Genomic DNA, 21,719 nt, shown 5'->3' on the forward strand with positions numbered 1-21,719 from the left:
CGTTACGCTCGACCGCATGAAAAAGAGCGTACTGACCCGCTACCGGGTAATGGCGTACGTCACCGGCGTACTGCTGGTCCTGCTGACCCTGGGCGTGATCGCCAAGTACATCCTGGACATGAACGGCGCCGCGGACTTCACGAAGATCGTCGGCATCGCCCACGGCTGGCTGTACGTGATCTACCTCGTCTTCGCCTTCGACCTGGGCTCGAAGGCGAAGTGGCCGGTCGGCAAGCAGCTGTGGGTGCTGATCGCCGGCACGATCCCCACCGCCGCCTTCTTCGTCGAGCGCAAGGTCTCCAAGGAGCTGGAGTCCAAGGTCGCCGCCGGCGTCCCCGCACCCGCCCGCGCCTGACCAGCCCGGCGGCCCCCGGGCAAGCCCCGCCCCGGGCAAGCCCCGCCCCGGGCAGGCCCAAACGCCCACCCGGGCAAGCCCGAGCCGCACCCCCCACCGCCGCGCGAGCAATCCGCGGCGGTCCCCCATCGACATTTACTAGGACGTCCAAGTAAATTTGTGCCATGGACGCTGACGCGATCGAAGAGGGCCGCCGCCGCTGGCAGGCCCGTTACGACAAGGCCCGCAAGCGCGACGCGGACTTCACCACGCTCTCCGGAGATCCCGTCGACCCGGCGTACGGGCCCCGGCCCGGCGACACCTACGACGGCTTCGAGCGCATCGGCTGGCCCGGCGAGTACCCCTTCACGCGCGGCCTGTACCCGACCGGCTACCGCGGCCGCACCTGGACGATCCGGCAGTTCGCCGGGTTCGGGAACGCCGAGCAGACCAACGAGCGGTACAAGATGATCCTGGCCGCCGGCGGCGGCGGCCTGAGCGTCGCCTTCGACATGCCGACGCTCATGGGCCGCGACTCCGACGATCCCCGCTCCCTCGGCGAGGTCGGCCACTGCGGAGTCGCCATCGACTCGGCCGCCGACATGGAGGTCCTGTTCCAGGACATCCCGCTCGGTGACGTCACCACGTCCATGACCATCAGCGGGCCGGCCGTGCCGGTGTTCTGCATGTACCTCGTCGCCGCGGAGCGCCAGGGCGTCGACCCGGGCGTGCTCAACGGCACGCTCCAGACCGACATCTTCAAGGAGTACATCGCGCAGAAGGAGTGGCTCTTCCAGCCCGAGCCCCATCTGCGTCTCATCGGCGACCTGATGGAGCACTGCGCGCAGGGCATCCCCGCGTACAAGCCGCTCTCCGTCTCCGGCTACCACATCCGCGAGGCCGGGGCGACGGCCGCGCAGGAGCTGGCGTACACCCTCGCCGACGGATTCGGCTATGTGGAGCTGGGCCTCAGCCGGGGCCTGGACGTGGACGTCTTCGCGCCCGGCCTGTCCTTCTTCTTCGACGCACACGTCGACTTCTTCGAGGAGATCGCCAAGTTCCGTGCCGCGCGCCGGATCTGGGCCCGCTGGATGAAGGAGGAGTACGGGGCGCGGTCGGACAAGGCGCAGTGGCTGCGCTTCCACACCCAGACCGCCGGGGTGTCGCTGACCGCGCAGCAGCCGTACAACAACGTCGTGCGCACCGCGGTCGAGGCGCTCGCCGCCGTCCTCGGCGGCACCAACTCGCTGCACACCAACGCGCTGGACGAGACCCTCGCGCTGCCGAGCGAGCAGGCGGCGGAGATCGCGCTGCGCACCCAGCAGGTGCTGATGGAGGAGACCGGCGTCGCCAACGTCGCCGACCCGCTCGGCGGTTCCTGGTACATCGAGCAGCTCACCGACCGCATCGAGGCGGACGCGGAGAAGATCTTCGACCAGATCCGGGAGCGCGGCACCCGGGCCCACCCCGACGGGCAGCACCCGATCGGCCCGATCACCTCGGGCATCCTGCGCGGCATCGAGGACGGCTGGTTCACCGGGGAGATCGCCGAGTCGGCGTTCCGCTACCAGCAGTCCCTGGAGAAGGGCGACAAGCGGGTGGTGGGCGTCAACTGCCACCACGGCTCGGTGACGGGCGACCTGGAGATCCTGCGGGTCAGCCACGAAGTGGAGCGGGAGCAGGTGCGCGCCCTGGCCGACCGCAAGTCCCACCGCGACGACGCGGCGGTCGAAGCCGCGCTGGACGCGATGCTGGCCGCGGCGCGGGACGGCTCGAACATGATCTCACCCATGCTGGACGCGGTGCGGGCGGAGGCGACGCTGGGCGAGATCTGCGGGGTGCTCCGCGAGGAGTGGGGCACCTACACGGAGCCGCCCGGCTTCTGACCGACTGCTCCCTCTGCCCCTCCGGCGTCTCCGACGCCGCAGGGGCAGAGGGGTGCGGCGATCGCGCGCACGGCCCGGGCACGCCCTGCGCCCTCACCCACCCGCACCCCCGGACGGCCCCCGAAGCACCCCCACGCCCAGCTCGTCCGTCAACTCCGCGCGCCCGTCGAGCCGATGGACCAGCACCCAGCGCCCGTCCGGCAGCGCCCCCGCGAAGACCGACGCGTCCCGGGTCGCCCCGTTGTGCCAGTACATGGATCCCGCCCGCTGCCACGACGGCGCGGGCTCGCCCAGCCGCCGTTCCACCAGCCGCGCGGCCGCCCGCGGGGTGGCCCACAGCCCGCCGGCCGGCAGGATCGCCCCGTCCATGGTCCAGGGCCGGCGCGGGCGGCCGAACGGGCCCCGGGCGACCAGCCGCCGGTCCGCGGGCGGGCGCGCGGTGACCTCGTCGACGCCGAGCGGCGCGAGAACGTACCGGCGCAGAAGTTCCTCGTACGGCAGTCCCGCCGCCGACGAGAGCGCCGCCCCCAGTACCGCGTAGCCGAAGTTCGAGTACTCCTGCGCCGCCCCCGGCGCCCGGACGGCGAGCCCGTCGAGACCGCGCAGGACGGCAGCCAGCGCGGCCGCGTCGAAGCGGGCGTACGGGTCGCGCCCACCCAGGCCCGGGGGCAGCCGCGGCAGCCCCGAGGTGTGCTCGGCCAGGTGGCGCAGGGTGATGCCGGTGCCCGGTGGCACGCCGGGCAGTAACTCCTCCACGGCGGTGTCCAGTTGGAGCGTGTCCTCGGCGGCGAGGCGCATCATCGCGGTGCCGGTGAGCGGCTTGGTGAGCGAGCCGATCTGGACATACGCGTCGAGGGCGTGACCGTCGCGGGCCACGGGCTCCCGGGAGCCGGTGAGTATGCAGGTGGGTGTGGAGGGCATCGCGTTCTTCCTGCTCGGTCGGCCGACGGATCTTGTCAGGACATTCTGCTGGACCTGACCAGGGGTCCGCCGGGCAGCGCGAGGCGGAACAACGCTCCTCCGCCCGGCGCTTGATGGGCCGTCAGCTCGGCACCATGTGCGCGGGCGATCTGGCGGGCCATGGCCAGGCCCAGCCCAGAACCGGGCAGTGCCCGCGCCTGCTCCGCACGGTAGAAGCGGTCGAAAACATGGGGGAGGTCGGCCTCCGCGATGCCGGGGCCGTGATCCCGTACCGTCAACTCGGCCGACGACAGGGCGACTTCGACGGGCGCCCCGGGCGGGCTGAACTTCGCCGCGTTGTCCAGGAGGTTGGCGACCAGCCGGGCGAGCCGGGCCGGTACGCCGGGCAGGGTCACCGAGGCGTCGGCGAGGTCCAGCTGGAACGGTGTGGCCGGCCAGTGGGCCCGCGCCGTGTCCACGGTGTGGGCGAGCAGCGGAGCGAGCCGGACCTCCTCCAGGAGGGGCGTCGGCTCCTCGTCCCTCGCCAGGTCGATGAGATCGTTGACCAGCACCGACACCTCCCGGATCTGGCGGCCGAGCGCCGCCGAGGCCCGATCGCGCTGGGCGTCGGTCAATCGGTCGGCCCGTGCCAGGAGTTCGGCGTTCGTGCGCAGCGCCGTCAGCGGCGTGCGCAACTCGTGGGACGCGTCCGCGACCAGCCGCCGCTGGGCCGTCACCGACTGCTCCAGCTCACCCAGCATCGTGTTGAACGAGGCCGCGAGCCGCGTCACCTCGTCCTCCTTGTCCGGCGGGCCCGGCGGCAGCTCGATGCGGTGGCTCGGGTCGCGGGTGGCTGCGATGCGCTCGGCCGTCGCGGTGAGCCGGGCCACGGGCGCGAGACCGGTGCGCGAGACCCAGTAGCCGAGCGCGGCGGCGAGCAGCACCCCCGCCGCCCCGACCCCGCTGAGCAGCCCGGCCGCCTGGCCCACTCCCTTGCGTACGCCGTCCGAACGCAGCGCCACCTGAAGGGACTTGCCCTCGCCGAAGCGCTGCGTGAGCATCCGGGCGGGCTGTCCGCCGGGCAGCGCGATGTTGGTGTAGTACGCGTTGCGCGCACCCGATGCGACCTGGCGCACCGGCGGGCTCACCGGCAGCAGATACGGCTGCGCGGGATCCCTGGCCGGGTCGGCGGGGACCACCTGCGAACACGCCGGCGCGGACAGGAAGCGGCACTCGCCCGCCAGCACCCCCGGCGCCGCGCCGCGGTTCTGCTGGGTGGCCAGCGTCGCGGACTGCGTCAGGTTCAGGTCCAGCTGGTGGTAGAGCTCGAAGCGGATCACGAAGAACGCGGCCGTGCACACGCCGACCGCGACCAGGGCCACCGCGGCGGACGCGGCCAGCGCGAGCCGGGTGCGCAGCGGACGGTGCCGGCGCCAGCGGGCGCCGAGGCGGCGCCGGGCGCTCATGAGGCGTCCAGCCGGTAGCCCACCCCGTGCACGGTGTGCACCAGACGCGACTCGCCCGCCGCCTCCAGCTTGCGCCGCAGGTAACCCACGTACACGGCAAGGGAATTGGAGTCGGGCCCGAAGTCGCGTCCCCACACCAGCTCGTGGATCAGCTCCCTCGGCAGCACCTGTCCCGGGTTGCGCAGGAGCAGTTCGAGGAGCGCGAACTCGGTCCGGGTGAAGTCGATCGGCCGCTCGCCCCGCCGGGCCGTGTGCGCGACCGGGTCGAGGACGAGGTCCGCGTACCGCAGTTCCCGTGGCTCGGCCGGATCGGGGGCCGCCCGACGCAGCAACGCCCGCACCCGGGCGATGAGTTCGTCCAGGGCGAAGGGCTTGACCAGATAGTCGTCGGCGCCCGCCTCCAGGCCGTCCACGCGCTCGCTCACCGAGTCCAGGGCGGTCAGGACCAGGACCGGTGTGCGGTCGCCCACGGCCCGCAGCTGGCGGCAGACGCCGAGGCCGTCGAGGACCGGCATCATCACGTCCAGGACGATCGCGTCAGGGCGCCAGGCGGCCACCTCGGAGAGCGCCGCGAGTCCGTCCGGGGCGCCGTGGACCTCGTACCCCTCCACCGCCAGGCCGTCCTCGACGGCCGCCCGTACCTCCGGCTCGTCGTCGACGACGAGAATTCTGACCGCGCGCGTGGTGCTCATGGGCAAAGCCTGCCAAACGCCGCTCTTAGAACCCTCTTAAACCGCCCCGTGAACCTCGGTGCCATGCGCACACCATTGTCAGTAGTGATCGGGGCGGGCGGTACCGGCGGGCACATCTACCCCGGGCTCGCGCTCGCCGAGGCACTGCGGCGGGCCGTCCCCGACGCGGTGATCTCCTTCGTCGGCACGACCCGGGGCCTGGAGGGCGAGCTGATACCCCGCGCCGGGTACCGGCTGCACACCGTCGACATGATCCCCTTCGACCCTTCGCTCGGCGCCAAGCGGTATCTGCTGCCCGCCGCACTGCTGAGGTCGGGCGCGCAGTGCCGGGCCATCCTCAAGGCGCAGGGCGCCCAGGTCGCCGTCGGTATGGGCGGCTATCCGAGCGCTCCCGTGATCGTCGGCGCCAGGATGGCCGGGCTGCCCAGCCTCATCCACGAGTCCAACGCGGTGCCGGGCCGCGCCAACCAGTTCGCGGCCCGGCTCACCCCCCACATCGCGGTCGCCTTCGACCGCAGCCGCGCCCACCTCGCGGGCGGCCAGGACGCCCTCACCACCGGCATGCCCATCGCCGCCTCGCTCGCCGCGCTGGACCGCCCGGCGCTGCGCACCGAGGCCCGGCGGGCGCTCGGCGTGCCGCCGGGGGCGCGGCTCGTGCTGGTCAACGGCGGCAGCCTGGGCGCGGCCCGGCTCACCGCGGCGGCCGTCGGCCTGGCCGAGCGGTGGCGCGACCGGCCCGACGTCCACCTCCTCATCAAGACCGGACCGGCCCAACTTGCCGACACCGAGCGGCAGTTGTCGGGCCTGCCCGGCGCACGTGCGGTTCCCTACCTCGACCGGATGGACCTCGCGTACGCCGCCGCCGACCTCGTCGTGTGCCGAGCCGGCTCCGCGACCGTCGCCGAACTCGCCGCGACCGGTGTGCCCGCCGTCCTCGTGCCCTATCCGCACGCGCCCGGCGACCACCAGACCCACAACGCGCGGGTCCTGTCCGACGCGGGCGCGGGCCTGCTCGTGCCGGACGCCGAGACCACCGCGTTCCGCCTGGCCGGACTCGTCGAGCCGCTCCTGGCCGACCCGGCCCGGCTCGCCGCGATGAGCGGCGCCGCCGACCCCGGCAACCACGCCCGCGCCGCCGATCTGCTGGCCGCCCGGGTCCTCGAACTCGCCTCCTACCCCACCTCGCACACCAGGGAGTACGCAGCATGAGCACCGTCGGCATGAACACCGCCAGCGTGAACACCGCCACCGCATGGCACAACCGCACCGTCCTCGTCACCGGAGCCGAGGGCTTCATCGGCTCGACCCTCGTCGACCTGCTGGTCGAACTCGGCGCGAACGTCCGGGCGTTCGTGCACTACAAGCCGTACGCCGAGAAGGGCTTCCTGGCCCATCTGCTGAACCACCCCGCGGTGGAGATGATCGCCGGGGACGTCCGGGACGCCGGCCGGGTCTCGGACGCGGTGGCCGGCTGCGACACCGTCTTCCACCTCGCCGCCCTCATCGGCATCCCGTACAGCTACGACTCCCCGGGCGCCTACGTCCAGACGAACGTGGTCGGCACCGAGAACGTGGCCGAGGCCTGCCGGCGCCACTCCGTCCGCCGCCTCGTGCACACCTCCACCAGCGAGGTGTACGGGACCGCCCTGACCGCGCCGATCGGCGAGGAGCACCCGCTCCAGCCGCAGTCGCCGTACTCCGCCTCCAAGATCGGCGCCGACATGATGGCGCTCTCGCACTGGCACGCCTTCGAGCTCCCGGTCACCGTGGTGCGCCCCTTCAACACCTACGGCCCGCGCCAGTCGGCCCGCGCCGTGATCCCCACGATCCTGGCCCAACTGCACTCGGGCGCAAGGGAGATCAAGCTGGGCTCGGTGACCCCGACGCGCGACTTCACGTATGTCACCGACACCGCGCGGGGCTTCCTCGCGGTCGCCGAGTGCGACCGCGCGCTCGGCCATGCGGTGAACCTCGGCACGGGCCGCGAGACAGCGATCGGCGACCTCGCCGAGGCCCTGATCGCCGCGTCCGGCCGCGAAGCCTCCGTCGTGGTCGACCCGACCCGCCTGCGTCCCTCGGGCAGCGAGGTGGAACGCCTGCTCTCGGACAACACCCGGGCCCGCGAGTGGGCGGGCTGGAGCCCGGAAGTCACCTTGGAGGAAGGCCTGAAGCAGACCTCGGCGTGGGTGGAGGAGAACCTCGCCCTGTTCGCGCCGGGCCGCTATCAGGTCTGAGCTGCTGTCGGGCCTGACTCACCATCAGGCCTGACTCACCATCAGGTCTCAGCCGTCAGGCCTGATCCGCCATCAGGTCTCAGCCGTCAGACGAACATGTGGCGCGCGTGGGCGACCGTCCACAGCAGGAGGATCCAGGCGCCGATGAAGAACAGGCAGCAGGAGGCCAGGCAGCAGTTGACCTCGTTGCCCGGCTCGCCCTCCTGGTAGACGCCGTCGGGTTCGTCGGGCCACCCCGGTGTTCGTCCCATTCCGCGAGCGTGGCAGGCCGGGGTCGCGGCGCGGCACCGGGGAGGATCACGGTCCGGCCACACCTGGGCCACGCTCTGGTACAGGCCCCCGTCCGATACCGGGGCCACCTTCCGATCTGGCGTCAGGCCGTCGCGGCGAGCCCCGTGCAGATCAGCAGGGTGAAGTCGCGGGCCCATGCCTCGTCCACCGGCTCCGCGCTGACCAGCGCCCGGTGCACGACCGCTCCGGCCACCACGTCGAAGATGAGGTCGGTGTGGCGGGCGGAGGCCGTCGGGTCGGGCTCGTAGGGGAGTTCGCCCCGGGCCTGGGCGCGCTCGCGGCCGACCAGCACCAGTCGCTTCTGGCGGTCGACGATGGCCGAGCGGATCCGTCCGCGCAGTGCGTCGTCCCGGGTGGATTCGGCCACCACCGCCATCAGCGCGGTCTTCGTCTCGGGGCGTTCGAGCAGCGCCGCGAACTGGAGGACGACGCCCTCCACATCGGCCATCAGGCTGCCCAGGTCCGGGAGTTCGAGCTCGTCGAAGAGGACCGCGACCGCGTCCACGACGAGCTCGTTCTTGCCCGCCCAGCGTCGGTAGAGGGTCGTCTTGGCGACGCCGGCCCGGGTCGCCACGTCCCCCATCGTCAGCTTCGACCAGCCCAGGTCCACCAGCGCCTCCCGGGTCGCCAGCAGGATCGCGGCATCGGCCTCGGGGCTGCGGGGGCGGCCCGTACGACCCGTACAGGACGGGCTCGCGGCGCGGGATGAGGAAGGCATGACGGCGACCATACCGGCCGGTAGCAATCGCGCCAGGGGGCGTGCGGTGTGCGCGAGATCACCCTGCGCGCGAGTGCTCGCACCAGTTACGCTACGGCTCGTAGCGAAAGACTTTGAGCGGCCTTCCGCGACAACCACATGTGAGGGCACCGGGTGGGGACCCGGGTGCCACAAGAAAAGTACGCCTGGCTCGATCCGGGCGCTTCGATGTCTCGCAATTCGGCGGGAGGCATCGGGCGGACCCGGATCCTGCCACCGGATCACCACGCACCGTCGCGGAAGGGGGAGGATGTACGCATGCAGCCTAGGAACATGTCCATGAGCGGCGTCGTCGACCTCGCCGCGGTGAAGGCGGCCGGTGAGGCCAAGAGCAAGGCGGAGCAGGCGCGAGCCGAGGCCGCCCGGCAGGGCGGGGTCCCGGCGGTCGCGCCGTCCGCCCTCGTCATCGATGTCGACGAGGCGTCCTTCGAGCGCGACGTACTGACCCGCTCCGCCGAGGTGCCCGTAGTCATCGACTTCTGGGCCGAGTGGTGCGAGCCCTGCAAGCAGCTCGGCCCGCTGCTCGAACGCCTCGCCGTCGAGTACAACGGCCGTTTCCTCCTTGCCAAGATCGACGTCGACGCGAACCAGATGTTGATGCAGCAGTTCGGGATCCAGGGGATCCCGGCCGTCTTCGCGGTCGTCGCCGGCCAGGCGCTGCCCCTCTTCCAGGGCGCGGCCCCGGAGGCGCAGATCCGCGAGACCCTGGACCAGCTGGTGCAGGTCGCCGAGGAGCGCTTCGGCCTGACCGGCATCGCGGTCGACCCGAACGCGGCCGCCGTGCCCGCGGCCGAGGCGCCGGCCCCGGTGGGTCCCTACGACGCCCTGCTCGAAGCGGCCGTCGTCGCCCTCGACTCGGGCGATCTGGCCGGTGCGGTCCAGGCGTACAGGAACGTGCTGAGCGACGACCCCGGCAACCCCGAGGCCAAGCTGGGCCTGGCGCAGGCCGAACTGCTCCAGCGCGTCCAGTCGCTCGACCCCGTCCAGGTCCGCAAGGACGCCGCCGACAAGCCGGCCGATGTGGCGGCCCAGATCGCCGCGGCCGACCTCGATCTGGTCGGCGGTCATGTCGAGGACGCCTTCGGCCGGCTCGTCGAGACCGTGCGGCGCACGTTCGGTGACGACCGCGATGCCGCCCGGGTCCGGCTCCTGGAGCTCTTCGACGTGATCGGCGGGGACGACCCGCGCGTCTCGGCGGCCCGAACCGCGCTGGCGAGGGTGCTCTTCTGACCCACCTCTGAACGTCCTCGGACGTTCATGAACCTGTCACCGAGTGAGTCCCGAAACGCGGTATGCGGCGGACGATTTGGCGACAGAGAGACAAGAGGCGGCCGCGTTTTACCAAAACTTGGTAAACGCGGCCGCTGTTACTTCCAGTAAGTTGAGCCGCATCTTACGTCCGCTTTTCTGCGGCGATTTCACCTTCTGTCCGGCACCTCGACGGCACCCTGCGTGCCCGGTCGATACCCGCCGGTCGCGCCTCGGTTATCAGGCCGTTACTGGCTAGTAACGAACCCCCTTGTGCCACGGCTCCGAATGGACCACGATCGGCCACGCTCGGTCCAATAACGCACCAGCCCGACAGCCACTCGGCGCTGCCGCCCACTTGGGTCCCCACCGGGCCGGCCGGTGACCAGTGGCACCGGCCGTGGACAGGGGGGTCTCTGCTCTCCGGCAGGGCCTGTCCAGAGGTTGCGCGAATGCGTGGCCAGTGGTTGTCGCTCGGGGGTGATCGCCGGTGTCGGACGAGGTGCGCGAGTCGTACGCGGTCGACCTCCCGTGCGCTCCCCTTCCCGAGGACGTAGCACTTCTCCCATCCCGTGACAGCCCTTGAGGGTCCGTCCCGGAGATGTACGTCCGAGAAGGAGGAAAGTCATGGAGTCCCAAGTACGTGGCGGGACCAGATGGAAGCGGTTCGCGCTGGTCATGGTGCCGAGCGTGGCCGCGACGGCCGCGATCGGCGTCGGCCTGGCACAGGGCGCGCTTGCGGCGTCGTTCAGTGTGTCGGGTGTCGACTTCAAGGTGACGGCCGAGAAGCTGGACGGCGACAATCTGTTGCAGTACGGAAGCGTTGCCACCGGCAAGAACCTCGCGGGTGGAGACGAGAACCACCCGGTGGTGGTCTCGGGCTTCAGCCACGCCGGCATCGACAAGATGTGTCAGTCGGTCGTTCAGCCGGTGCCGTTGCTCGGCTACGTGACGATGAAGCTGAAGGCGGGTGGGTCGCAGCAGATCCAGGCGGACAACATCTACTTGGATGTTTCCGAGCTCTCGACCAACGCCCAGTTCACCCACATCGACATCGGTGTCGCGGCCGGCGAGGGCAAGAGGGACAAGGACGGCAACCTCGTCACGCAGATGCAGCGGGACAAGGACGGGAACATCCCGAAGGGTTCGCAGTACGGCTTCGCCCAGCGCGCCGACAAGGCGGTGCTGAGCGACGTGGAGCAGCGGGCGTGGGCCACCACGGCCGGGTCCTTCAAGCTTCCCGGTCTCAAGCTCAGTCTGGCCGTGGACAAGGATCCGAAGAAGAACGAGTGCCAGCCCTGGGCCACGGAGTGGCGCAACCAGTAAGCACTCCGTCCAGTGGCCGCTGACCGCTTCGGAGTTCAGCGGCCACTGGAACCTCTCCATCTTTCTCACAGCAATTGCGGTACCAGGGAGCTGTTTCCATGAGCGCCGAGACCACGGGTTCCCGCGACTTCCGATACTGGCGGCTTCGGTTCCGGGCGTGGAGGGGCCAGCGGCCTTTCTGGGCCGGGCTTTTCACCATGGCCGGCGGCGTGCCCATCATGTACTTCCCGTACGCCAACATGCACCTCGGCAACGTCACGCTGGCGATGTCGACGACGGCCGGTGCGGGCTCTCTCATCATCGGCGTCCTGTTGGTCACGCTCGGTCTCACCATGTGGTTCCACAGCGTGGTGCGGACGTTCGCGGGCATCGCGGCGATCCTGCTGGCGCTGATCTCCATCCCCATCGCCAACATCGGCGGCTTCGTCATCGGCTTCCTGCTCGCCCTCTTCGGCGGTGCGCTCGCCTGTGCCTGGGTGCCGGCCAAGCCGCGTCGAGGGGACAAGCAGACGGAGTCGACGGACGTAACGCCCGCCGGTCCCGCGCCGGAGGGCGAGTCGGAGCCGTCGGCAACCGCCGCTAACGAAACGACAGTTGACGCCAACGGCGGGAGGAACAGTGCGGGGTGACGAGACGCAGCTGGACTCGACCGGAGGCGGCGACCCGCGGGGAAGAAAGGGGCCGCGGCACGCGGCCCCGAGGAAGTCGCTGCTGACCAAGTGGCACATGCCCGCAGGCAAGGCGATGGCACTCGCCGCCATGCCCACGGCCGTGCTGGTCGGAATGAGCCTCACGCCCAAGCTCGCGATGGCCGACGAGAAGACGGACATTCCGTTCGCTCCCGGCCCGTGTGTGACCCGCTCGGACAGTCCCTCGGCCTCGCCGAGCCCGTCGAGCAGCGCGTCCGGCAAGGCGTCGCCGAGCCCGTCGGCGTCGGCGTCGGCGGACAAGAAGGCGGACGACAAGGCCGCCGACTCCAAGACGCCCACGCCCACCGCCTCCGGTTCGGCCGGGGACGCCGTGGACAAGCTCCTGAAGCCCGCGACCCAGCCCTCGGGCAAGCCGTCGACGGCCCAGCCGCCGGCGAGCAAGTCCGCGCCTGCGACGCCGCCGGCTGCCAAGACGAAGAACCCGCTGGACCCGCTGGGTCTGGGGGACGCGCTCAAGGATCTGTTCGGCATTCACGACACGCCGTCTCCGACGCCCACGCCGAGCGACTCGACACCGCCCGCGCCGAAGCCGTCGGCGAGCACGGCCACGCCCAAGTCCTCGGCCAAGCCGTCGACGAAGTCGGCCAAGCCGAGCACTCCCGCGGCGAAGCCGGGCGGCAGCGCGCTGGACAAGACGGCGGAGGAGATCAAGAAGGCGGCCGAGGAGACGGGCCAGAAGGTCTCCGAACTCCCGGACGCGGCAAAGGGGTTGGACCCGAAGAAGGACGCGGCCATCCCCGATGGCGCCAAGCCCCCCTTCCCGTGCCCGACCGCCGACCCGAAGGCGCTCGCGGCGGCCAAGCTGGACGGCGGCGTGCCGACGCTGCCGACCCAGCCATGGATCCTCAAGAGCTCGAAGCTCACCCTGGTGGGCCTGAACTACGAGGGCATCGTCGAGGTGAAGGCGGGCGACACGACGAAGAAGGTCCTCAAGTTCACGGCCTCGTCCGTGAAGATCGACAACCTGGACCAGCAGGTGTACGGACCCGAGGTGAACGGCAAGCCCACGACCGCCCACGTCGTGGCGCGCTCCGGCTCGACCTCGACCATCACCAACGGCACCGTGACGATGTACACGGAGGAGCTGAAAGGCAACCTCTTCGGCCTCATCCCGGTCACCTTCAGCCCGGCGACCCCGCCACCGCTGAACGTCCCGCTCGCCATCTTCACCAATGTGACGGTCCGTCAGGCCGGTCAGTTCGGCGGCACGCTGACAGTCCCCGGCCTGCACAACTACGTCACCGAGGGCAATCCGACGACGTAACCCAAGTACCCATCCGGGAGCCGCAGTTGATCCGTGGACCGCATCCCCCTCCAGGGGGTGCGGTCCACGGCCATGTCGTGGTCCTGGCCGGTTCCGGGTCCAATTCCCCGCGCGTCCGGGGGCCGACGGCACCCCGAATGGGGACCTTCGGCGGGCGTCCGGCGGGGCGGGGTGGTCGAGACTCGGGAGTAGCAACCTACGGTTCCGTAGGTTCGAGCTCTCGGGCTCCCGCCGGGAGCTCTCGGGCTCCCGCCGCACCGCCCCGACGAACGGACCACACCCCATGGCGACAGCCCGTCCAGCAGCCCGGCCGCAGATCATTCAGGGCGGCATGGGTGTCGCCGTGTCCGGGTGGCGGCTGGCCCGGGCCGTGGCGGGGCGGGGGCAGCTCGGGGTGGTGTCGGGGACCGCGCTCGACGCGGTGCTCGCGCGGCGGCTTCAGCTCGGTGACCCCGGCGGGCACATGCGGCGGGCGCTCGCCGCCTTCCCCGTGCCGGAGGCCGCCGCGTACGTGCTCGACCGGTACTTCGTCGAGGGCGGGGTCGCGCCCGGGGAGCGGATGCGGGCCATGGCGCGGCTGCGGATGGATCGGGGCGAGAGCGCCGAACTCCTCACCGTGCTCGGTAACTTCGTCGAGGTGTGGCTCGCGAAGGAGGGCCACGACGGGCCCGTCGGGGTCAACTACCTCGCCAAGATTCAACTCGCCACCGCACCAGCCCTGTTCGGCGCGATCCTCGCGGGTGTCGATCATGTACTGGTCGGCGCCGGGATACCCGGGCAGATTCCCGCCCTCGCCTCCCGGCTCGCCCGCGCCGAGCCCGTCACCACCCTGGTCGACGTGGAGGGGGACGACGCGCCGATTCCGTATACGTTCGATCCGGGACGGGCTCTCATGGGTCAACTCCCGCATCGGACAACGCCTTTGCGGCGTCCGGACGTGCTCGCCATCGTCTCGCTGCCGGTGCTCGCCTCGTACCTCGTGCGCGATCCCGCCACCCGGCCCGACGGATTCGTCATCGAGACGCACCGGGCCGGCGGGCACAGCGCGCCGCCGCGCGGGAAGCTCGTCCTGGACGGGGCGGGGGAGCCCGTGTACGGGCCCCGGGACCACCCGGACCTCGCCAAGGTCGCCGCCCTCGGCATCCCGTTCTGGCTGGCGGGCGGCGCCGCCCACCCCGAACGGCTCGCCGCCGCAAGGGCGTTGGGGGCCGTCGGGGTGCAGCTCGGCAGCGTGTTCGCGCTCTGCGAGGAGTCAGGGCTGCGGGACGATCTGCGCGCGGAGCTGAGGACCCGGGCCCGCGCCGGGACCCTGCGGGTGCGCAACGACCCCCGGGCCTCGCCGACCGCCTTCCCGTTCAAGGTCGCCGAACTCCCCGGCACCCTCTCCGAGGAGGCCGTACGCGCGGCCCGCCGGCCCGTGTGCGACCTCGGCTACCTGCGCACCCCCGCCCGCTCCGCGAGTGGCGCCCTCGTCTATCGCTGCGCCGCCGAGCCGATCACCGCGTACGTGCGCAAGGGCGGCGAGGCCGTGGACACCGCCGGGCGGGTGTGTCTGTGCAACGGGCTGCTCGCGACGGTGGGGCTCGGCCAGCGCAGGCCCGGCGGCGCGGTCGAGCCGCCCGTCGTGACCATCGGGCAGGACCTCGGCTTCCTCGACGACATCAGCCCGGACGGCCGCCCCTACACGGCCGCCGAGGTCATCGACTGGATGACCGGGGTCCGGACGACCGCGGAGCAGGTGGCCGCCGTCCCGGCGGCCGGGGTCCCGGTTCCCGCTCAGCCCACCGTGTCGGTCTGAGGCCTGTTCCGCTTGCCCCGGGTCAGGACCAGTACGCCCGCGCCGGCCGCCACGACCACGGCGGCGCCGATCCCGGTCCAGCCGAGCGCGCCGATCCCGGAGGAGTCCGCCGAGCCGGCCGCCGTGCCGGAGGTGGCGGCCTGGTACCCGGTGGCCTGCTTCGGCGGGTCGAGGGTGCCGACCGGCTTGGCCTTGCCGGCCGCCGCGAAGCCCCAGTCCAGGAGCTGGCGCATCTCGGTGTACACCTTGTCGTGCTTGTTCTCCTGCGGGTTCATCACCGTCACCACGAGGGTGTGCCCGTCGCGCCGGGCCGCCTCGGCCAGGGTGTTGCCGGCGTTCGTGGTGTAGCCGTTCTTGCCGCCGATCAGGCCGGGGTACTTGGCCACCCCGTCGATGCCGGACAGCATGCGGTTGGTGTTGGAGATCCCGAAGGGCTTGCCCTTGGTGTTGGGGCCGCCGGGGAAGTCGGCCGACGCCGTACCGCAGTACGTCTTGAAGTCCTGGTTCTTCAGACCGGAGCGCAGGAACAGCGCCAGGTCGTACGCGGACGACACCTGGCCCGGCGCGTCATAGCCGTCCGGGCTCAGGACGTGGGTGTCCCTGGCGCCGAGCGCCTGCGCCTTCTTCTGCATGTCGGCGACCGTCTTGGGGACGCCGCCGTTCATCGCCGCGAGTACGTGCACGGCGTCGTTGCCCGAGCGCAGGAAGACGCCGCGCCACAGATCGGGCGCCTGGTACGTCTGGCCGGGCACGATGCCCACCGCGCTGCTGCCGTCGCCCATGCCCTTGAGGTCCTCGTCGCTGACCTTGCGGCTCGCGTCGTGCGCCACCCCGGGCAGCACGGTGTCCGCGAAGAGCATCTTCAGGGTGCTGGCCGGGGGGAGCGGCCAGTGTGCGTTCCGCGCGCCGAGCACCTGGCCGGTGTCGGCGTCCGCCACCACCCAGGACAGCGCGGACAGTCCCGGCGGCAACGCCGGTGCGCCCGCGCCGACTTGATCGCCCGCCCGGCCCAACTGGGCGCCGCCCAGCTGCGACATGTTCGCCGGCGGCTCCTTCTTCGGCTCGCCGCCGGGCGCCCCGGGCGTCGCCGACTTCACCGCCTTGACCGGCTTCGCGGGATGACCGCTCGCGACGGCCGGGGCGACGGCGGTGGCGGCGGTGATCGCGGTGGCGGTGAGCGCCACGAGTGCGCGTCGGACCTGTGGCGATATGGGAGGACGCATGCACGCGAACGTACCTCAGGAGGTGTCACGGTTCTGATCCGTCCGACCGTGGAATTTGCCACGTCTTGTTCATGGAACGGCCAAGCGCCGCAGCCCGTCCACCAGCCTGCGGGCCCTGGACACGGGTGTGGCCCGCACCCCCGGAGGGAGTACGGGCCACACCGTACGGGCCGGTGTTCGCGCGGGCCGCGCGCTAGACCCCCGGCCGCGCGCTAGACCCCCGGCCGCGCGCTACGCCCCCGGCTTCGGGCCTGCGTCGATGCGGTCGGCCCTCGCCTGGAGGTCCGCCGCGATGTCGTCCCAGTCGGGGCCGAAGTTGTACAGGTCCGCCGCGGCCTCCCGGAGCAGGCCGGCATCGTCGGGACGTTGCAGGCAGGCGATCCGGTAGGACAGGTTGCGGGCCCACACGGGCAGCCCGGACCAGTCCTCCGCGATGACCACCCGCAGCATCTCGCGGATGGCGTCCGCGTCGGCGTAGCTCACCGCCTCGATGAACTCGTGCTCGGGCAGCGCGAATCCGGGCTCGGCGTCCGCCGGGCGGCCGCCGGCCATGACGGCACGCGCCAGGGAGATCAGGTCGGTCACGGGGTCAGCTCCTCTCAGGGGCCGGGCCAGTAGGTGCTGCTGTCGATGATGTCATCGGTGATCTGCATGATGCGGTACCCGACCTCCACCTTGCCGATCTTGAAGGTCCTGGTCAGGGCCTGGACACCGGGGCCCGCCTTCGGCAGCTTGCCGCCCTGGCCGAGATAGGTCACGACGTCGTTGATGATCGCCTTCTCTACCTGGTCCGGCGTGAGGTCCGTGAGCCGGAAGTCCTTCAGGGTGCCCGGACCGGGGTGGGCGCGGTAGAAGGAGTGGCCGGTCTTGAACCGCCAGGTGTAGCCGCCGGCCTGGACCGCCCGCCGCATGTTGACGAGGGCCTCGCCCGCCTTGGAGATCTCCTTGAACTCGCCGATCTCCATGTGCGCGCTGGCCACGACCTTCGCCCGCACCAGCGACCGCAGCCGCTCCACCGTCCGCTCGGCGATCCGCAGCGAGCGGAAGAAGTCGGAGAGGCCGGAGGAGATGGCGACGATCGCCTTGCTGACCGCCGGGATCTTCCCGATGACCGCCACCAGGCTGGCCACGTTCACCAGCGTCCACAGGCAGCTCTCGACATCGCCCGACGAGAAGCAGCGCTTCGCGTCGGTGACGCCGACGACGTCCAGGAGCACCTGGCCGCCGTTCTCGATCACCCAGTCGATGACGCTCTTGTTGGAGTCGGCGAGCGCCTTGCGGAACTCGTCCACACAGGCCTGCCCGCACTCCTGGCGCAGCGCCGCCTCTTCGTCGGACGTCAGATCGGGACCCGCGTTCCCACTGCCGCCGTCGCCCTTGCTCGCGGCGAGTGCCGCCGCGCGCTGCTCGGCCTGGAACTCGCGGAGCTCCTCCTCGGCGTGATCGGCCGAGGCGTCCGCGTCCTTGGCGTAGCCGTCCGCGTTGGAGGCGGCCTCCTCGGCGGCGGTGGCGTCCGACTCGGCGGTGGTCGCCGTGGCACGGGCGCTCGACGCGTCGCCCTCGGCGGCCGAGGCCGCCGAGCGGGCGCCGCTCGCGCTCTGCTCCGCGTCGGTCGCCGAGGCGCGCGCCGCGGTAGCGGAGGTGCCGGCGGTGGTGGCCGCCTGCTGCGCGAACATCGCGTCCTCGTTGGCCTGCCGGTCGTACTCGACCGTGTGGGCCTCGGCCGTCTTCGCCGCCTTGGCCGCCGCTGCGGCCTCGGACGCGGAGGCCCGGGCCTGCCGCACCGACACGGTGGCGGCCGCAGCGGAGTCGGCGGCCTGCGACGCGGCGGTGGCCGCGGCCTTGGCGTCGGCGTCGGCCTTGGCGGCGAGCGCCTTGGCCTCGGCGGCGGCCTTCGCCGCCTGGTCGGCCTTGGCCTGGGCGACGGCCGCCTGCTGGTCGGCGGCCGACTTGGCGGCCTGCCCGGTCAGTACGGCCAGGCCCGCCGAGGAGTCGGTTTCCTTGTACGGGGAGCCGAGCTCGATGGCGTCGTTGGCCGGCTTGACGACCTGGAGCGCCGAGTCACGGGCGGCGGTGGCCGCCTGCGCGGTGGCGAAGGCGAAGCCCGCGGTCTGAACGGCCGTCGCCGCGGCGGCGGTTGCCTCGGTCCGGGCCGCCGTCGCGTTCTGCCGCGCCACGACGGCCTGCTTGGCGGACTCCGCCGCGAGCGCCTGGGCGTTCTTCACGTTCTGCGCCGCGGCCTCCGAGGCCTCGATCGCGTCGGCCGCCGCCGCATGCGCCTTGAGCACCGCGGCGTGCGTGGTCGCGGCGTCGGCCGCCGCTCCGTCCGCGGCCGCCTGCGAGCGTGCGGCCGCGCCCTCCGCGCGGGTGGCGGCCGCGTCCGCGGCCTGCGACGCGGCGCCCGCGTCATTGGCCGCCGAACGGGCCGAAGTGGCCGCGCCGGTGGCCGCGTTGGCGGCGTTGCGCGCGTCCGTGGCGGCCTGCCGGGTCTCGCCCGCGGCCGCCGTCCCCTCGGCCGCCGCGGCAGCCGCCTCCAGAGCCTTGGCCCGGGCGGTGGTGGCGTCCTTGTTGCGGTCGGCGTCCGCCGCGTCGTTGCGGGCGTTGAACGCCTTCAGCTCGGCGGTCTCGGCATCCGCCCGCTTGCTGGCGGCGGTCGCGCCCGCCGTCTCCGCGTTCTGCCGCGCGGCGCTCGCCGCGGCCTGCTGGGTCTGCGCCCGGGCCTCCGCGTCGGCTGCCTTGGCCCGCTCGCTGTCGGCGGTGGCGCGCTCGGCCGCCGCCCTGTCCCGCTCGGCCTCTGCGGTGGCCCGCTTGGCGTGGGCGTCTGCGGCCGCGGTCTTGGCGGTCGACTCGGCGGCCTCGGCCTTGGTCTGGGCGGCCTTCGCCTTGGTGGCGTTGTCGGCGGCGGCCTTGGCCTGCAGGGCCGCGCCGTCGGCGGCGGCCTTGGCCTGCGCCGCGGCCTCCTCGGCGGCCTTGCGGCGGAACTCCGCCTTCGAGGCGTGCGCCTGTGTCATCGCCAGGGCGTTGAGCGTCTTGCTGTCGGCGGCCGAGGCACGCGTCGCGTTCGACGCCGTCTCGGTGGCCTTGGCCGCGGCGAGGGCGGCCGCGGCCGACGCCTTGGTGATCTGGGCGGCCTGCTGCCCGTACAGCAGACCGCGCCCGCGCGGCACGCCCGCCGCGTCCGCGATCGCGTACGCCGCCTGCTGGGCCCTGTCCACGGCGTCGGCCTGCGCCTTGGCGTCGAGGGCGGCCCGCGAGGCGACGTAGAGCCGCCCGGTGGCCCGCGCCTTGGCGTTGGCGATGTCGACCTTGACCTTCGCGAAGTCGGCCTTCGACGGGTACGAGAGCCCCGCCTTGGCCGGGTCGGCCTTCAGCCAGTAGGCCTCCCAGTCGGCGAGCCGGCTCGCGATCAGGGACTGGCCGAGGGATTCGCCCATCGCCTGCGTCGCGATCTGGAGGTCCTTGTTGGCCTGCGCCTCGGCGGTCAGGACGGCGCTGCGCTGGTCCTTCTGCCCGGCGAGTTCGGCCTGCCACTCCAGGGCGGCGGTGGCCAGCTCCTGGCCGAGCACGTGGTGCGGGTCCGGCGGGTTCTGGCTGGCACACGACGCGAAGCGCGCCTTGAGGTTCTCCACGTCGATCCGGAACTCCATGGAGTCCGGGTCGGGCGTGCTGGTGGGGAAGCCGCCGTTCTGCAGGAAGATGCGCGCGTCGTCCGCGTACATCCCGTGCATGAACGTCATGTCCTCGAACGCGCGGCGGTCGTAGTAGTTGTCGTTGGTCTCCGGGTAGTACCGGGACTTGGCGAGCGCGGTGACCGCGTCCGCGGACGCCTTGTTGGCCAGCGGCGTGAGGTCGTTGTAGAAGTCGCTCTCGCCCGTCCAGAACTGGTCGGCTATCCAGCCCGAGAACCCGGTCTGCTCGAAGATCGAGGGCGTGGAGTCGCCGGGCATGCCGGGCGGGTCCTGGAAGGCGGCGACCGAGGCGTAGCCGGGTGGCGGCTCCTGGTTGAGGGACTGCGACCAGACGTTGTTGCGCCCGTACAGCTCGTCCATCTTGGCCAGGCCCGCGTCGTGGTCCTTCTTGAACGCGGCGGAGAGCGGAGTGCCCTCCCAGTACTGCGGGTTGGCGGCGGTGGCCAGCTCGGCGTCGGTGCCGCTCAGGCCGGTGCGGGCGACCGACTTCATCTCGGCCCCGCCCTTGCGCAGGACGAAGTCGAGCCGGCACTGGTCCTGGCGGACCTTGGCGGCGGCGTCGAGGTCGAAGCCGGCCGGGGGGCCGGTGACCGCCGCGGCGTTCTGGATGGCGAGCGGCGGCTGCAGACCGCTGCCGGAGACGGTGGTGGCCAGCGCGGTGGCGAGGGCCGTGGAGGCCAGGAGCTTCGACCAGTTGCCGAGGTGTCGGCGGCGTCTGGCCCCGGGCGCGTGTGTACGCATCACGAAGTAGCCGTTCTGATGGGGCAGTTGGGGGAGTGGGAGGCCGGGCGCGGATCGGCGGAGATCCGCCGTGCGGGCTCGGCGGGAGGATCAGAAGAGGGTGTCGAAGCCGGCCCAGCCGCTGGTGCCGATCTGCACCCGGGCCGCGAACGGCGCCTTCGGGTCACCGGTTCCCTTGAACAGCCAGAGCGCTCCGGCCGCGTCGCTGCCGATCAGATCGGCCTTGCCGTCGCCGTTGTTGTCGCCGGTCGACACCAGCTGCTTGTACGCCTCCCAGCCCTTGCCCACCGTGATCCGGGTGCCGAGCGCGGCGTCCGCCGTCGCGGTGCCGGTGCCGGGATAGACGTAGAGCGTTCCGTCGGTGCCCCGGGCGATCAGATCGCTCTTGCCGTCGCCGGTGAAGTCCCCGCGCCCCACGATCTGGTTCATGCCGTTCCAGCCGGCGCTGCCGATCCGGATCTTCGTCTGGAAGCTGCCGTCCGGCTTGCCCTGGTAGAGCCACAGGGCGCCGGCCGCGTCCCGCGCGACGAGGTCGGGGTCGGCGCTGCCGCCCATGTTCCCGGCCGACACGAGCAGGTTGTACGCGTCCCAGCCGCCGCCGATGACCTTGGTGTCGGTGCCTTCCTCGGCGGTGTAGTAGAGCGTGCCGCCCACCCGGTAGTACAGGTCGTTGCCGGTGCCGCCGGCCGAGACGTTCGCCTGGACCAGGGCGCTCGCGTCGCCGAACCCGCCGCCCAGGTCCGCCTGGGCCTGGAAGCCGCCGGTGCCCTTGGCCTCGTAGTCGTAGAGGTGCCCGGTGCTCTTGCGCGCGAGCAGCGGGAACGTCCTGGCGGCGCCGGGCGCGGCCAGTGCCGTCTGCTGACCGGCGGCCGCGTTCTGGGCCGGTGCCTGCCCGGTCTGGGTGGCGGCGGCCGCGCCCACCGCGCCGACGGCGGCCAGCGCCACGGCCGCGACCAGCGCCCTGCGCAAGGGCCGCCGGGCGAATCCGGCCGCGGAAAGGAATCCTCTTCGCACGTGTCTTCCTGCCTCTGGGTGATGGTTCGGCCCAGGAGGAAGCGGATGGTGCGGTGCCGGCTGACGGGTTGTTCCGTACGAGACGGCGGAAGCGCCGTCGGGCAACTGCGCCCGAACGCGATGTCTGAAAGCCCTGTCGCCCCCCC

General features: G+C 72.2%; 18 protein-coding genes. 9 read left to right on the forward strand and 9 right to left on the reverse strand.

Going from position 1 to position 21,719, the window contains the following annotated elements; genetic code table 11:
* Positions 1-16: 16 nt before the first annotated feature.
* Positions 17-355, forward strand: a complete 339-nt coding sequence (locus tag CG740_RS24855; RefSeq protein WP_100577483.1) for a DUF3817 domain-containing protein — start codon at positions 17-19, stop codon at positions 353-355.
* 164 nt (positions 356-519) lie between these two features.
* Positions 520-2,220 (forward strand): acyl-CoA mutase large subunit family protein, encoded by a 1,701-nt coding sequence (locus CG740_RS24860; RefSeq protein WP_100577484.1) that lies wholly within the window; start codon positions 520-522, stop codon positions 2,218-2,220.
* Between the two features lie 93 nt (positions 2,221-2,313).
* Here the strand turns inward: CG740_RS24860 and CG740_RS24865 are convergent, their stop codons facing one another.
* From CG740_RS24865 to CG740_RS24875, 3 genes are read right to left on the reverse strand one after another with little or no spacing between them, the layout of a single operon-like run.
* The gene (locus tag CG740_RS24865; RefSeq protein WP_100577485.1) at positions 2,314-3,141 is read right to left on the reverse strand and encodes a serine hydrolase domain-containing protein; all 828 of its coding nucleotides are present in this window, start codon (positions 3,139-3,141) and stop codon (positions 2,314-2,316) included.
* Between the two features lie 35 nt (positions 3,142-3,176).
* Positions 3,177-4,586, reverse strand: a complete 1,410-nt coding sequence (locus tag CG740_RS24870) for a HAMP domain-containing sensor histidine kinase (protein ID WP_100577486.1) — start codon at positions 4,584-4,586, stop codon at positions 3,177-3,179.
* On the reverse strand, positions 4,583-5,278 hold the full coding sequence (locus tag CG740_RS24875) for a response regulator transcription factor (protein WP_100577487.1): 696 nt from the start codon (positions 5,276-5,278) through the stop codon (positions 4,583-4,585). The genes CG740_RS24870 and CG740_RS24875 overlap by 4 nt, the downstream gene beginning before the upstream one ends.
* Before the next feature lie 63 nt (positions 5,279-5,341).
* Here CG740_RS24875 and CG740_RS24880 point away from each other — a divergent pair, with 63 nt between their 5' ends.
* Complete coding sequence (locus CG740_RS24880) at positions 5,342-6,487, forward strand: UDP-N-acetylglucosamine--N-acetylmuramyl-(pentapeptide) pyrophosphoryl-undecaprenol N-acetylglucosamine transferase (RefSeq protein WP_100577488.1); 1,146 nt, start codon at positions 5,342-5,344, stop codon at positions 6,485-6,487.
* Positions 6,484-7,512, forward strand: a complete 1,029-nt coding sequence (locus CG740_RS24885) for an SDR family NAD(P)-dependent oxidoreductase (protein WP_199846561.1) — start codon at positions 6,484-6,486, stop codon at positions 7,510-7,512. Before CG740_RS24880 ends, CG740_RS24885 begins: the two co-directional genes overlap by 4 nt.
* Before the next feature lie 86 nt (positions 7,513-7,598).
* Here CG740_RS24885 and CG740_RS39865 read toward each other — a convergent pair whose 3' ends face one another.
* Together CG740_RS39865 and CG740_RS24890 are read right to left on the reverse strand one after the other, a co-directional pair.
* Complete coding sequence (locus CG740_RS39865; RefSeq protein ID WP_159030402.1) at positions 7,599-7,763, reverse strand: hypothetical protein; 165 nt, start codon at positions 7,761-7,763, stop codon at positions 7,599-7,601.
* A 122-nt stretch (positions 7,764-7,885) separates the two neighbouring features.
* A complete protein-coding gene (locus tag CG740_RS24890; protein WP_376212686.1) occupies positions 7,886-8,521 on the reverse strand; it encodes a TetR/AcrR family transcriptional regulator in 636 nt (211 codons plus the stop codon).
* Between the two features lie 297 nt (positions 8,522-8,818).
* Between CG740_RS24890 and CG740_RS24895 the strand changes: the two genes are divergently transcribed.
* The 5 genes from CG740_RS24895 to CG740_RS24920 all read left to right on the forward strand — a co-directional run bounded on the left by CG740_RS24895 (position 8,819) and on the right by CG740_RS24920 (position 14,906).
* On the forward strand, positions 8,819-9,790 hold the full coding sequence (locus CG740_RS24895; RefSeq protein WP_100577490.1) for a tetratricopeptide repeat protein: 972 nt from the start codon (positions 8,819-8,821) through the stop codon (positions 9,788-9,790).
* A gap of 645 nt (positions 9,791-10,435) precedes the next feature.
* Entirely contained in the window at positions 10,436-11,134 is a 699-nt protein-coding gene (locus CG740_RS24905) for a DUF6230 family protein (RefSeq protein ID WP_100577491.1), read from the forward strand.
* Positions 11,135-11,232: 98 nt separating this feature from the next.
* Positions 11,233-11,763 carry a DUF6114 domain-containing protein gene (locus tag CG740_RS24910; RefSeq protein ID WP_100577492.1) on the forward strand — a complete coding sequence of 177 codons (531 nt, stop codon included), beginning with the start codon at positions 11,233-11,235 and terminating at the stop codon, positions 11,761-11,763.
* On the forward strand, positions 11,753-13,108 hold the full coding sequence (locus CG740_RS24915) for a hypothetical protein (protein ID WP_100577493.1): 1,356 nt from the start codon (positions 11,753-11,755) through the stop codon (positions 13,106-13,108). Before CG740_RS24910 ends, CG740_RS24915 begins: the two co-directional genes overlap by 11 nt.
* A gap of 283 nt (positions 13,109-13,391) precedes the next feature.
* The gene (locus CG740_RS24920; RefSeq protein WP_107488373.1) at positions 13,392-14,906 is read left to right on the forward strand and encodes a nitronate monooxygenase; all 1,515 of its coding nucleotides are present in this window, start codon (positions 13,392-13,394) and stop codon (positions 14,904-14,906) included.
* On the opposite strand, the gene CG740_RS24925 is transcribed toward CG740_RS24920, so the two are convergent.
* The 4 genes from CG740_RS24925 to CG740_RS24940 all read right to left on the reverse strand — a co-directional run bounded on the left by CG740_RS24925 (position 14,885) and on the right by CG740_RS24940 (position 21,573).
* Positions 14,885-16,129 (reverse strand): D-alanyl-D-alanine carboxypeptidase family protein, encoded by a 1,245-nt coding sequence (locus tag CG740_RS24925; RefSeq protein WP_100577494.1) that lies wholly within the window; start codon positions 16,127-16,129, stop codon positions 14,885-14,887. The two genes, CG740_RS24920 and CG740_RS24925, sit on opposite strands and share 22 nt — an antisense overlap.
* A gap of 231 nt (positions 16,130-16,360) precedes the next feature.
* Positions 16,361-16,714 (reverse strand): hypothetical protein, encoded by a 354-nt coding sequence (locus tag CG740_RS41110; protein ID WP_234376469.1) that lies wholly within the window; start codon positions 16,712-16,714, stop codon positions 16,361-16,363.
* A 14-nt stretch (positions 16,715-16,728) separates the two neighbouring features.
* Positions 16,729-20,559, reverse strand: coding sequence for a hypothetical protein (locus tag CG740_RS24935; protein ID WP_100577495.1), 3,831 nt, complete (start codon positions 20,557-20,559; stop codon positions 16,729-16,731).
* Between the two features lie 90 nt (positions 20,560-20,649).
* Positions 20,650-21,573, reverse strand: coding sequence for an FG-GAP-like repeat-containing protein (locus CG740_RS24940; protein ID WP_234376470.1), 924 nt, complete (start codon positions 21,571-21,573; stop codon positions 20,650-20,652).
* Positions 21,574-21,719 lie beyond the last annotated feature (146 nt).

Source organism: Streptomyces sp. CB01201 (assembly GCF_002803085.1).
Lineage (GTDB): Bacteria > Actinomycetota > Actinomycetes > Streptomycetales > Streptomycetaceae > Streptomyces > Streptomyces hundungensis.

Coding starts and splice junctions, on each gene's coding strand:
- CG740_RS24855 (WP_100577483.1), top strand. CDS start 17: ATGAAAAAGAGCGTACTGACCCGCTACCGGGTAATGGCGTACGTCACC.
- CG740_RS24860 (WP_100577484.1), top strand. CDS start 520: ATGGACGCTGACGCGATCGAAGAGGGCCGCCGCCGCTGGCAGGCCCGT.
- CG740_RS24865 (WP_100577485.1), bottom strand. CDS start 3,141: ATGCCCTCCACACCCACCTGCATACTCACCGGCTCCCGGGAGCCCGTG.
- CG740_RS24870 (WP_100577486.1), bottom strand. CDS start 4,586: ATGAGCGCCCGGCGCCGCCTCGGCGCCCGCTGGCGCCGGCACCGTCCG.
- CG740_RS24875 (WP_100577487.1), bottom strand. CDS start 5,278: ATGAGCACCACGCGCGCGGTCAGAATTCTCGTCGTCGACGACGAGCCG.
- CG740_RS24880 (WP_100577488.1), top strand. CDS start 5,342: ATGCGCACACCATTGTCAGTAGTGATCGGGGCGGGCGGTACCGGCGGG.
- CG740_RS24885 (WP_199846561.1), top strand. CDS start 6,484: ATGAGCACCGTCGGCATGAACACCGCCAGCGTGAACACCGCCACCGCA.
- CG740_RS39865 (WP_159030402.1), bottom strand. CDS start 7,763: ATGGGACGAACACCGGGGTGGCCCGACGAACCCGACGGCGTCTACCAG.
- CG740_RS24890 (WP_376212686.1), bottom strand. CDS start 8,521: ATGCCTTCCTCATCCCGCGCCGCGAGCCCGTCCTGTACGGGTCGTACG.
- CG740_RS24895 (WP_100577490.1), top strand. CDS start 8,819: ATGCAGCCTAGGAACATGTCCATGAGCGGCGTCGTCGACCTCGCCGCG.
- CG740_RS24905 (WP_100577491.1), top strand. CDS start 10,436: ATGGAGTCCCAAGTACGTGGCGGGACCAGATGGAAGCGGTTCGCGCTG.
- CG740_RS24910 (WP_100577492.1), top strand. CDS start 11,233: ATGAGCGCCGAGACCACGGGTTCCCGCGACTTCCGATACTGGCGGCTT.
- CG740_RS24920 (WP_107488373.1), top strand. CDS start 13,392: ATGGCGACAGCCCGTCCAGCAGCCCGGCCGCAGATCATTCAGGGCGGC.
- CG740_RS24925 (WP_100577494.1), bottom strand. CDS start 16,129: ATGCGTCCTCCCATATCGCCACAGGTCCGACGCGCACTCGTGGCGCTC.
- CG740_RS24935 (WP_100577495.1), bottom strand. CDS start 20,559: ATGCGTACACACGCGCCCGGGGCCAGACGCCGCCGACACCTCGGCAAC.